This window comes from Microbacterium songi (genome assembly GCF_042747925.1).
Classification (GTDB): domain Bacteria; phylum Actinomycetota; class Actinomycetes; order Actinomycetales; family Microbacteriaceae; genus Microbacterium.
Genome location: NZ_JBHZIE010000010.1, coordinates 70,264 through 81,265, shown reverse-complemented (window position 1 = coordinate 81,265; position 11,002 = coordinate 70,264). Strand labels below are relative to the sequence as shown.

At 62.5% G+C, this 11,002-nt stretch carries 9 protein-coding genes, 1 tRNA gene and 1 pseudogene; 8 read left to right on the top strand and 3 right to left on the bottom strand.

All coding sequences use genetic code 11. From position 1 onward, the window contains the following. Window positions 1-9 precede the first annotated feature (9 nt). Together ACFM35_RS11535 and ACFM35_RS11530 are read left to right on the top strand one after the other, a co-directional pair. Window positions 10-408, top strand: a pseudogene (locus ACFM35_RS11535) (TniQ family protein); the annotation flags it as partial. Window positions 409-480: 72 nt separating this feature from the next. Further along, the gene (locus ACFM35_RS11530) at window positions 481-2,337 is read left to right on the top strand and encodes a LysR family transcriptional regulator (protein WP_378843010.1); all 1,857 of its coding nucleotides are present in this window, start codon (window positions 481-483) and stop codon (window positions 2,335-2,337) included. A gap of 3 nt (window positions 2,338-2,340) precedes the next feature. On the opposite strand, the gene ACFM35_RS11525 is transcribed toward ACFM35_RS11530, so the two are convergent. Continuing rightward, a complete protein-coding gene (locus ACFM35_RS11525; protein ID WP_378842132.1) occupies window positions 2,341-2,625 on the bottom strand; it encodes a helix-turn-helix domain-containing protein in 285 nt (94 codons plus the stop codon). Window positions 2,626-2,725: 100 nt separating this feature from the next. Between ACFM35_RS11525 and ACFM35_RS11520 the strand changes: the two genes are divergently transcribed. Next, the gene (locus tag ACFM35_RS11520) at window positions 2,726-3,853 is read left to right on the top strand and encodes a tyrosine-type recombinase/integrase (RefSeq protein WP_489672264.1); all 1,128 of its coding nucleotides are present in this window, start codon (window positions 2,726-2,728) and stop codon (window positions 3,851-3,853) included. Between the two features lie 56 nt (window positions 3,854-3,909). On the opposite strand, the gene ACFM35_RS11515 is transcribed toward ACFM35_RS11520, so the two are convergent. Together ACFM35_RS11515 and ACFM35_RS11510 are read right to left on the bottom strand one after the other, a co-directional pair. Further along, window positions 3,910-3,981 (bottom strand) — tRNA-Arg (locus tag ACFM35_RS11515). A gap of 110 nt (window positions 3,982-4,091) precedes the next feature. Beyond that, window positions 4,092-4,472, bottom strand: coding sequence for a helix-turn-helix domain-containing protein (locus ACFM35_RS11510; protein WP_378843008.1), 381 nt, complete (start codon window positions 4,470-4,472; stop codon window positions 4,092-4,094). A gap of 150 nt (window positions 4,473-4,622) precedes the next feature. On the opposite strand from ACFM35_RS11510, the gene ACFM35_RS11505 reads away from it, so the two are divergent. The 5 genes from ACFM35_RS11505 to ACFM35_RS11485 all read left to right on the top strand — a co-directional run bounded on the left by ACFM35_RS11505 (window position 4,623) and on the right by ACFM35_RS11485 (window position 10,716). Further along, window positions 4,623-6,041 (top strand): PD-(D/E)XK nuclease family protein, encoded by a 1,419-nt coding sequence (locus tag ACFM35_RS11505; protein WP_378842128.1) that lies wholly within the window; start codon window positions 4,623-4,625, stop codon window positions 6,039-6,041. 127 nt (window positions 6,042-6,168) lie between these two features. Further along, the gene (locus tag ACFM35_RS11500; RefSeq protein WP_378842126.1) at window positions 6,169-6,507 is read left to right on the top strand and encodes a hypothetical protein; all 339 of its coding nucleotides are present in this window, start codon (window positions 6,169-6,171) and stop codon (window positions 6,505-6,507) included. A 442-nt stretch (window positions 6,508-6,949) separates the two neighbouring features. Beyond that, the gene (locus ACFM35_RS11495) at window positions 6,950-7,423 is read left to right on the top strand and encodes a helix-turn-helix domain-containing protein (RefSeq protein ID WP_378842124.1); all 474 of its coding nucleotides are present in this window, start codon (window positions 6,950-6,952) and stop codon (window positions 7,421-7,423) included. A gap of 183 nt (window positions 7,424-7,606) precedes the next feature. Next, a complete protein-coding gene (locus ACFM35_RS11490; RefSeq protein WP_378842122.1) occupies window positions 7,607-7,981 on the top strand; it encodes a hypothetical protein in 375 nt (124 codons plus the stop codon). Between the two features lie 5 nt (window positions 7,982-7,986). Further along, window positions 7,987-10,716, top strand: a complete 2,730-nt coding sequence (locus ACFM35_RS11485) for an HD domain-containing protein (RefSeq protein WP_378842120.1) — start codon at window positions 7,987-7,989, stop codon at window positions 10,714-10,716. The last annotated feature ends 286 nt before the right edge of the window (window positions 10,717-11,002 follow it).

Sequence of the window (11,002 nt, the reverse complement as noted above, 5' to 3'; positions counted from 1 at the left end):
CATGTCGTGATGCCCCTCCCGGATGAGCCCTTCGACTCCTGGGTTGAGTTCATGGCTCACGACTACGGGGCCACTGTCGGCGAGATGGCACGGGCGCTCGGCTTGATCGACAGCGACGGAGTTCCGTCCGCAGCGCCGCAGTCGGGTCGCGCGTGGTCGACCGCGCTGGAGCCGCAACAGCTTCACAACCTCGAAGTAGCGACCGGGAGGAGGGGCGAGGAGTATCGGGCGATGACGCGGACGACGTTCGCGGCCAGCGCGATCCGCCTCACCCCACAGGGCCGGATCAGCGCGTCTTGCCCGAGCACAGGAGTCGCTGCGCGGTACTGCCCCGACTGCCTCGCCGACTCGGGCGGCAGGTGGCGGCTGTCGTGGCAGTTCCCCTTCGGCTTCGCCTGTCTCCGCCACAAGAGGTTGCTCGTCGACGCGTGCCCGACGTGCGGGCAACCACCCCGCCTCATCGGGCATCCCATCACACTCGTGCCCGAGCCGGGCCATTGCCACAATCGACCCACGACAGAGGCGTCGGCCATCCGCTCGCGCTGTGGAGCCGACCTCACCGCCACTGGCGAGCTTGTCTCCGCGGACGACGCAACGCGAGAAGCGCAGCGAGCAATTCTGAGGGTCGTAGCATCCGGCGTCGGTGAGTTCGGCATCTACGCCGACGGCAGGCCGAGCACCATCCAGGTCCTTTCCGACATGTCGCTGCTGTCCCGAGCAGCGAGACAAGCACTTGTTGATGATCAGCGATTCGAGTGGCTGCAGGTGGGCTCGATCGACCGCAGCGTGATTGCAGCGCACCCGCGCACCGGCAAAGTCGATCTAAGGCCGAGCAACGCTGCGGAGGTCGCACTCGGCAACACGATCGCGTTCGAAGCGCTACAGACAGATGAACGAGTCGCAGACCTGCTGCGCGGTCGAGTCAGCGTCCACACCGCGCTCGACCACTACTCGCCGCCGCTTCGCGATCACGTGAGTCGGGCGCTCGGCCGGGTCAGACGACCGACGGCAACGCTCCAATCACTGAAGTTGTCAGCTGCAGATCCGGAAGCTCGCGCGGCGAAGCTACCGGCGGTGCTCTGGCCCGAGGTGACCGCGCGGCTCGCTCCGCGTCGATTGGATGCTGAGATCGCCGGCGGTGCGCTTTCGGCAGCCGTAGTCTTCGTCGGCACGCAACTCACGCACGGTTCCGCGATCAAGCTTCTCGACCCCGATGCTCGTGGCCGTCAGGTCAGTCACGTGATGCGCTCCCTCGGGCGCAACGCACCTGAGGCGGACACCATCCGCGCGATCGCTCGACTCGCCTCGTTCCTGGACGGGCGGTCCACGCCAATCGACTTCGCGCGCCGCAGGTCGCTCGACTATGCCGCCATGTTGCCGCGTGACGAGTGGGTAGAGATCTGTCGGGTTGCGAACGTGCTGTCGGGCGGTGATCGGCGGTGGCAGGCCGCTCGCGCACATCTCTATGCGCTCGTCAGCGGCAACAGGTTGTCTCTCGCGCCTTTCGCAGATGATCCCGGGTTCCCCTCCTTCGTAGAGGTCGCTCACTTCCGGTCGGGATTGCCAGGGAACGTCGCGGACGCACTTGCTTCAGCCGCAGCTCATTTCATCCGGGACCGAGGCGTGGACGAGCCCGTCGCGTGGTTGCCTGGCCTCGACGTTGTCGGCGATCTGCCCGTTGCCGCCGACGCCACTATTGGTCGTTGGCCGACCGCGCGACCGGCCCGAGCCATGGTGAAGCCTGCCCGAGTGGTCGCCGCGTACTCGGCTGGCCGGTCGGTGCGCGAGATCGCACTCGAGCACGGCGTTGCGCGGCAGACCGTCGGTCGCGTGCTTTCCGACGAGGGAGTGGAAACACGCACAGGGCGGCAGAGGGCGGCAATTGACCCGGAATGGTTGCGTCAGCGATACCTCATCGAGCACCACACGATCCCCGAGATCGCCGCAGAAGTGGGAGTGACGATGACGACCATCAATCGTCACCTCGAGGCCGCCGGCATCCCGCGACGTGCCCGCGGAGCCGCAAGTCGAGCGACAGCCATCCGCGTTGATCCGCGCGCGGGAAACTCGCCGCTGTTGCGTCGGATCCTCGTTGGCCAGGACTCCTTGCAGCGCGCGGAGCGCTTCCTCGTTGTCGCCCGTCATGACACGATAACGGCCGCCGCTCGAGAGATCGGCGTGACCCTCAGCATCCTTGCCTCTCAAATGAAGCGACTCGGTGCCGACGCGGGCGGCCCGTTAATCACGCGGGCGATGAGGGCTCAGCCGCTGACGCTCACCAAACTTGGCGCCGAGGTGCGTCGCGAGCTGAAGCAAGCGTTCGACGAGTCGACGTAACGATCAGCGCAGGCGAAGATCCGGAACCTTCGCCGGCAGAACATCCAAGAGAGATACGCCCAACGTCTGCGACAACGCAAGCAGCGTTCGAATCGTCGGGTTCGCCGGCGCCCCTGGCTTCGATTCGCCTTTCTCATACTTCTGGTACGTGTAGCGGGTAAGGCCGGAGCGGTATGCGACGTCCTCTTGGCTCAGTCCAGCCTCCTCGCGGAGACGTCGAAGGTTGGCAGCGAGATCTTTGGCGTAGCCGGTCCACGCGTCGCCCTCTGCTCCCGTGCGCTTTGCCACCACATAAGCGTTCCGAAACGGCCTCTCTGGTATGGCCTAATCGGTATGGCTAATGTGGGGGATCGGTGTTGACGAAACGCACTGTTGAGCGAGGTTCATGATGGGTTTCATCTCCCCGTACGAGTCGACCCACGGACGCCGCTACCGTGTTCGCTACACCAGGCCTGATGGCACGCGAACTGAAAGGCGTGGGTTCGCGAGGATAGCTGACGCCCAGCTTTACCTCGCCTCCGTAACGGTGTCGAAGGCAAGGGGCGACTACATCGATCCGGCGGCGGCGAAGCTGGCCGTGGGGTACCTCGCGGATGGCTGGTTGAGGTCGAAGCGACCGCCGATGCTGAAGCCCTCTTCCTTCGCAGGGCTCGAGCAGTCGTGGAGAACCCACGTCGCCCCGGTCTGGGCTCACCGCGAGCTCGGCTCCATTCAGCGGTCGGAGGTGCAGTCGTGGGTCGCTGAACTGGCATCTCGCCGGTCGCGGGCAGTTGTGCTCCGCGCGCTCGGGGTCTTGGCAGGCATCCTCGATGTCGCCGTGGACGACCACCGGCTCCGCGGCAATCCCGCGCGCAATGTGCGCAACCTGCCGCGACGCACGCAGGGGAAGCGCCGCGTCTATCTCACGCACGAACAGGTGAGCATCCTCGCGGAATGCTCGGCGCATCCGACCCTTGTCCGCGTGCTCGCCTACACCGGCTTGAGATGGGGTGAGGCAACGGCATTGCGAGTCCGTAGTGTGAACGCCTCGCGCCGCCGGCTCAACGTCGAGGAAAACGCCGTGTTGGTGCGCTGGGAGATTCATGTCGGCACTCCCAAGTCGCACGAACGCCGTTTGGTTCCCTATCCCGCGAAGCTCGATCCGATGATCAATGCCGCGTGCGCGGGAAAAGGGCCTGAAGGGCTCCTGTTTGGCAACGGCATCACGCATATGAAGAAGGAGAGTGGCGAACGTAGCTGGTTTGCGACAGCGGTTCGCCGTGCGCACATTATGGATCCGTCTATGCCTCGGCTGACCCCGCATGATCTGCGTCACACGGCGGCATCCCTCGCGATCAGCGCCGGAGCGAACGTCAAGGCCGTGCAACGCATGCTCGGGCACGCCTCCGCGGCGATGACCCTCGACACCTACGCCGACTTGTTCGATGACGATCTAGACATGGTCGCGACAAGACTCAACGAGGCGATGGCTGACACACCGTGGCCCAGCGAACCATGGAAAAGGGGACGTAACTGAAGCGCAGGTCCCGCGGTTAGTCGACCGATTAAAGCCCTGATCCGCACCAGATTTTGTGCCCCTGGAGGGATTCGAACCCCCGACCCTCTCCTTAGGACGGAGTGGCTCTTCCACTGAGCTACAGAGGCCAGCTAATCCAATTCTACGGGTGGATCAAGACTGCCCGGGAAAGAGAGTGGGCCCCGGGGATAACCCCGAGGCCCGAGCAGCTCCGTCCTACCGGCAGACTATCCGATCGTCATCTGCTGGTCGTGTTCGTCCGGATGAACAAGTCAATAGATTCACGTGACATGAAATATCGCGAGCCGACCTTCGTATGCTCTACCTCTCCTCGTCTGACCAGGTTGTACAGCGTCGAATAACTGATCCCGAGCGATCGCGCAGCGTCCTTGAGCGCAAGCAAGCGGGCTGGCGGGTCGGCTGGATCAATCGGCTGGATTGCCGCGGTCTGCGCAGCCTCCACGACACGAACCTCAGCGGCCTGCGTTTCCCACTGCCCAACGAAAGCGAAAGGGCGACGCAACTCTTCCTCCACCTTCCGCATCGCGCTGTCCTCGTCAGCCGCGGGTACCCACCGCTCTACCGTCTCAACGCGTGTCACCACCACTTTGAACCGCATGTCCACAGCGTCGTCCTTGGTTTCAAGCGTCGCAACTACCGCACGTACACGCAACGGACTACGGAGGCGCGAGCATGGGCGAGCCACGCGCTGTACTCCGTGCGTACGCCTGCGCGGCGCGTCATCGCTTCGAGCAGTTAGATTTCGATCGTGCGAGCCCTCGATCCGATTCCCGCAATCTTCGAACCGACGGTGATCTTTGTGATCAACCGAGCATGGTCGCCGGGTGCTGCTGAACAGGCAACATATGAAGCCACCCGAAAGAATTGGCGTGTTGGCGCTGAGACCCGATCGCGCGCGGTCTATGCGCTCGGCGTAGCAGGCGGAGTGGTCCGCGGCGCGTATCGAATCGAGAGCTGGCACCCGGGCGGTGACGACGGGCGCTGGGGCTTCACTGGGGCCCCAGCGCCGGACCTCGGCGTCGTCGGCACGAGCATTGAGCGACTTGCCCCGCCACGGGGCGCGGCGAATCCGGTACGTCTCTACCTCGGTGGGATTCCGCCGACTCAGGAAAAGCCGGTCCGAGCAATCGCGCGCGAGCTGAATCTTGAGCCGCTTGCCCGAATCATGTACGGCCAGCGCGAGTTGTTTCACAGCAACTTTCTTGCTTGGTTCTTTGACGCGCTTCCGGACCTCGCCGATCCGGTGTTCCGGGATCTCACCGTCACGGATGCCACTGCTGACGGGGTCGCGCGGACCGTCGAGCGAGAGAGCGAGAATCTCGACCTCGTCCTCCGGTGGCCGAGCGCGGCCCCATTGGTGATTGAGAACAAGGTGTTCTCACTCCCTCAACGAGCACAGCTTGATGAGTACCGCGTCAAGACGGCACGTTGGAAGGGCGCCACGGCCCAGCATGTGCTGCTCAGCATGTCCCCACCGCGGGAGGATGTCGAAGGTTGGACCTACCTGAGCTATCAAGAGCTCGCCGAACGCATCGATCTCGCGCTCGCTGAGGTCGACGACAGCGCATACGAGGTCGAGACGGTCAGGCGCTACTCGCGGGTGGTGAGACTGCTGAGCGCGCTGCTTGACACCACAGTTGTGCACTCCCGTGAGGAATCCGCATGGCTGGACAGCTCACAGCTGGCCGAGATCGATTCGAACCAGACCCGCACCGCGTTGCGAAAGCTCCGAGCGCGGCGCGTGCAGACCGTGCTCGAAGACGAGGGACCGGGGGTGGGATGGACTGAGTCGGACATTAGCCATAGCCAGCCCCTTGTCGGATGGCGACGTCACGTTAGAGTCGCAGACGTTCAGATCGAAGCCGGGTGGCAATACCAGGAGGGCCAGTTCCGGCTTTGCGCGGTTTTGCCGCATCTGGAGGGACGCTCTGATGAGCGGAAGAGCGCCCGAGAAGCGTTCGCTACCGCACACCCGGAGCTGTTCGACTTCGCGCCCCTGTATGACATCCTGGCGTCCTCCGACGGGCGAATCATGCCGCGTGACCGATTCGGTCACTTCGCTCCGTCTTTCATCTATCGATACGTGAAGGCGCCCGATCAATCTGTTGCGCAGCTCGTCGCTGCGACCCACGCGATCAATGGCGCGCTTGAGGCGATGCGCGATTAAGCCGGATCATGTTCGCGGCTCATGTCGCCGTAGCCACGCGTACTAGCGGTTATTTGGTCATCTCCAACGACAAGCCATGTCCTCCCCGTCGGTCGGTACCGTTATATCGATCGGAGAGGATCGGCTGATGCTTGGATACGACGCACGCGTGTACGAACTCGCCCCCAACGTCAGCAAGGCAGACCTTCAACGGATCGGCAATCTCCCATTCAAGGAGCGCGAAAACTTCGTCAGCACGCTGACGTCTCGGCAGATTGCGCACGTTCCGTACCGAACCTGGGTTGATCATCTGCTCACCGCTTCGGAGGAAGGGCGGGCACGGATGTTGCAGGATGGCGGCTATCCGTATCGGTTCTACGCTCAGGGGGCGGAGATCAAGACCAACTTTGCCGGGGCTGGAGTCCAAGCAATCTCGGCCTTGGAGGACGAAGCCTGGTATCTCGTGGAGGCCTGGGATCAAAGTTGACGAACAGATCGATTTATCCTCGAGGCACTCCACAGCGCAGGTAAAGTTCCGCGTCGGCCTCCTCGAGCGGGATGCGTCCTTGCTCTACGCGTCTGAAGCACGGCGCCTCCCGCCCAGTGGGTAACACCGCAGCTTCTGCTAGCGAGGCACGGGTCCCGCCGGCGTACTCGCGCTCGCGACGGTGATGGCATTTCCTCGCTCACCAACGATGCTGCTCATGCTGGCCCCAATCGATCAGTCCTCCACTCAGCTGCATAGCCCCAGATCAGCGCGGGGTGAGAACTGCCTCGTTTCAGTGCCGAGTGGCAGAAGACTCCGACACCGCCCCAGATCGGAGTCGAGCTATCGGAATTCACCGCTGTGCGCTCCTTTCCGCCGGCGCCCATCGCGCTTGTTCGGCGGGGCTATATCACTAAACCTGGCTTAGCCTTTACACTGGAGTGTGTCCCAGATTCGTCCCGATGGTTGTATCGAGACCGCCGTGATCTGCCGGATCGCGGGCGTGCCGAAGTCGACCGTGGATTACTGGGTGCGCACAGGCTTGGTTACACCGACGGTCCGCGACAACCCGGGGCGACGGCGTTCTCGCCTCTGGACGATCGAAGACGCCGTACTCGCGCGCGCCATCAAGGTGCTGCGTGACGCGGGGTGCCCGGTCTCGGTGCTACGTCGAGCGAAGGCATTTCTGGACAGCGAGTGGCGCCCCCTTCTTGGCACTAACCACCTGTTCTGGGACGGCGCGGAGCTGTTCAGGATCGGGGAGTGGGACGATCTTCAGGCGATCGTTCGGAACCCTGGCCAGCAGGCGTTTCGGATGGTGACCTTGCCCGTGGATGCCTGGGCTGAGGAGCTGCTCGGTGAGGTGGTTCCGCTGCCAGACCGCGGCACGGAGTCCGCGCAGAAGAGAGCGTCTTAGTTCCATGGATGGACGCTATGCATTGTCGGGAGGAGAAGCTACGGTGGCAAGAACGACGCTCCGCGGTGCCCTCCACCCATCTCGTAGAAGCCTCGTTGATGTGGCTCGACTGGAAGAACGGTGACCATGCCTAACACCCTCGAACGTCCCGCGGCACGGGTCCGCATCACTTTGGATGACTTCATGACCGGGCTGCTGTCTGGGCTCGCCGCCGAGGGCATCCACGTTGTCACGATCACTGACACGGACTTCTACGAGGCAGTTGTTGCCGTGTTCGGCGACCTCGAGCAGTGGGCCGCGGACCAGGGCAACGTGGACGTGAGATTTTGGCTGATGGTCGATGAGCTGCACGGCGACTCACCGGACATCAGGGACAGCATTACCAGCGCTCAGCAGAGACGACTCATCAGCTTGGACAACCCAACGTTCGAGAACATGCGGATGAAGTTGTCGACTCCACAAGAGGCCGCACCATATCTGGAGTCACTCCCAGGAGGGCCAGACCTATACCTGCGTCTCGCTGCGCGGTTTAAGAAGCTCTATCACGCATACGCGTAGTCCCGATGACGTCGTTCGATTCCGACGAGACCATCGATTTCAGCGGCAACGTAGCTGAATACCAATGCGCTATCGAGCAGTGGTCGGAACAACTCCTGCGGCCCTACCTCAATTGGCTGCAAGGCCCTGGGTCAGGTCGCCGGTCAGCCAAGCAGTTCAACGATGCCGTGTGGGGAACGATCGTCGTTCAGCCACAAGAGGTCGTGGTCCTAGATAGTCCGCTAGTGCAACGGCTTAGGCGCATTAGGCAACTTGGAGTTGTCCACTTGGTGTACGCCGGCGCAAACCACTCGCGCTTCGAACACAGCCTCGGAGTGATGCACCAGGTTTCTCAGCTTGTAGGTAGCATCAACCGGTCCGAGGACGGCCAGTCGGTCATTGGTGGAGACGAGACGGACACGTTGCGACTTGCAGGCCTCCTTCATGACGTCGGACATGGGCTGATGTCGCACGTGGTTGAGAACGCGCTCTGGGGAGAGGACTCAACGGAAGACCTTCGTGTTCAGTTTGGTAAGCAGATCCGACGGTCATCAAAGCCTCAACTTTCCGAGATGGCGGCCTACTTCATGATCGCCAGTCCCGCCGTAGAAGAACTGCTGTCAGCCGCCTACGGCGCAACGTCAAAGCAGCCGCCGACCAACCTTGGCGGGACGATCGCCCGAATCGTCGCGGGCAAGAGGGTCAGCAACTCGCTGCCCATCTTGCACGAGCTCATCAGCGGACCATTTGATGCGGACAAGCTCGACTACATGCCCCGGGACGCCCGAATGTGTGGCGTTCCGGTAGTGACCGACGTCGTTCGGCTCACACAAAAGGTTCGTTCCGTCACAGTTTCCACCGACAAGCTCCCCGAGCAAATGGCGCGGGCATCCGGAATTCGTGAGTCTGCTGGCGGCCATAACGTATTCGGCATCGCACGGTCGGGGGCCAGCGCGCTCGATGAAGTCTCGCTCAACAGGAGCCTTATGTTCGATAAGGTCTACCGTCACCACAAGGTACGCGCCGTGGAAGCCATGGTCGGTGCGACCGTGCAGATTCTCCTCCCAGTCTGGGGTCCTGATGTCGCACTGATGCCGCTGAAGATGATGGACGACCAATTCGTCGAACTCACACTCGAGGACCTCGAACGCCTGAACCGGGACGCGGGCGACCCGGTCGGTGGTCCCGATCTGGATGTGGCCAGGGATATCCTCGGCCGCATCCGCGATCGACACCTCTTTAGTCGCGCATTCGCATTCGCCGCGACGATGCCGGGTGATGCGTATCGTGACGACACCGTTCATGAGGCAGCAAGAGAACAATTCATTAGGGAACTCGATCAGAAGCCCGAGAAACGTGCGGCGTTCGTCGCGGCGACGGTGAAGCAGGTCGACAAGATTGGGACCCTGTTGAACGATCGGCAACAGATCGACCTGATCGGCGTGGGAAACCTGCACCATTACATTCGAGTCGACCCGCCCTCAACAGCGGGGCGCGGGTCTCAGTACGACCAATCGCGTGCGTACCTCGTGGACGAGAGCAACCATCTCATTCCGGTGGAGAAAGAACGCTCTGAAAACCGTCCGTGGGCGGACGCCTACGTCAATACCAAGGACGTGGGTTACGTATTCGCCCCACGCGAGATCGCCAGTCTCGTTCACATCGCGGCAGAGGTGACGGCGAGGATGCTTTACGACGTTCGCATCCCGCAGCAGATGCACAACTACGCGAAGATGGGCGGGGAAGCGCTTGCCAACACGAGGCGCCAGCTCGAGGCCCAAGGCTATTTCGAAGACCTCCCGAGGGATCTCGCACCGCTACCGACGATCTTCGGGCTTGCCGAAGCCAAGCAGCGGGTCGCACGCACCCTGACCAATCTTCGCGGGTACATGGGGCCGACGCATCGAGTCACGTCGCCCGGTCCCAGCGGTTCGACTCTCAATGAGACGCGGATCCTCGGCTGGGCGGCGCAGTTCCCCGAGCGACACCACATGAACGCTCTGCGAGTTGCGGAGAGCATCCGAATGATCGATCGAGATGCCGCAAATGAAGCACTGCGAGAGTTTGAAGAAGCTCATCCCGAATTCGCCGGCGCGCATTACGTCCCGATGGGTGAGAACAAAGACGGATCCGCCGTTCTCGGCTACTTCCAGCGGGACTCCGAACCCGACACCGGCTACGAGTTGAGTGACATCGTCAACGCGCTTCGCTCGGCGGAGCCGATCGTCTTCGTTGATGACTTCGTCGGGCTGGGTCGCTCATCCAAGGGGATCTTCCAGTCTTATATGGGGTTGGACGGCGGCAAAGAGACGAATGAGAGGCGCACAGTCACGCTCACCGAGGACGAGCGCGAGATTCTGAAGGCGCGCAAGGTGGCGTTGGTTTGGGAGACCGGATTCGAAGCTGGTGCGACCGCCACGGCCGATGTTCTCCGAGAGCTCGGGATCTCGGACGTCACGACCTACATTCGAACGAGAGCAGAGTCGCTTCCCACAGTCTGGAGTGCACTCGACGGGGTCGAGAACGACGAGGTCGAAGCGTTCGTCGAAGAATGCAGACGAATCGGTCGGCAGTTGTTGCCCGACGACACCAAGCCCGAGCTCATCGAAGAGCGCCTACTCGGATACGGCGGTTATGCGCTCCTACTTACCAACTCTTACAACACTCCGACAGTCACGCTCACCGCACTCGCTTTGAGCGGGACTGTGGATGGTCGAGAGTGGAACGCTCTGATTCCGCGGCGGAAGAAAGACTAGAAGGTGACAAGCCGCCCGGGCCAGCCCCAGGTTCGTGGATAGCTAACCCGCTCAGTCGCTTCAGGAGGCGTCCTCTGGTCTGGTGCGCTTCGCCGTCGCCAGAATCCCACTTCAATATGGCCTAGTTGGTATGGCAGTCCCCGCTGGTTCGCTATGCACGAATACCCGCGTAGGAACTCATCTTGCCGACTTCGCCTGCGCCGTCGATGGTTGGCGGCCCCCGCCGGACCTATCGAATCCACTGAGTGGAATAGGCTCGGCTCTGCTTGGACCGGGGCCATCGCTA

Excerpts from the sequence above, each read along its gene's own strand:
- ACFM35_RS11520 (WP_489672264.1), top strand. The coding sequence starts at position 2,726 with ATGGGTTTCATCTCCCCGTACGAGTCGACCCACGGACGCCGCTACCGT.
- ACFM35_RS11510 (WP_378843008.1), bottom strand. The coding sequence starts at position 4,472 with ATGCGGTTCAAAGTGGTGGTGACACGCGTTGAGACGGTAGAGCGGTGG.
- ACFM35_RS11500 (WP_378842126.1), top strand. The coding sequence starts at position 6,169 with ATGCTTGGATACGACGCACGCGTGTACGAACTCGCCCCCAACGTCAGC.
- ACFM35_RS11490 (WP_378842122.1), top strand. The coding sequence starts at position 7,607 with ATGACCGGGCTGCTGTCTGGGCTCGCCGCCGAGGGCATCCACGTTGTC.
- ACFM35_RS11485 (WP_378842120.1), top strand. The coding sequence starts at position 7,987 with ATGACGTCGTTCGATTCCGACGAGACCATCGATTTCAGCGGCAACGTA.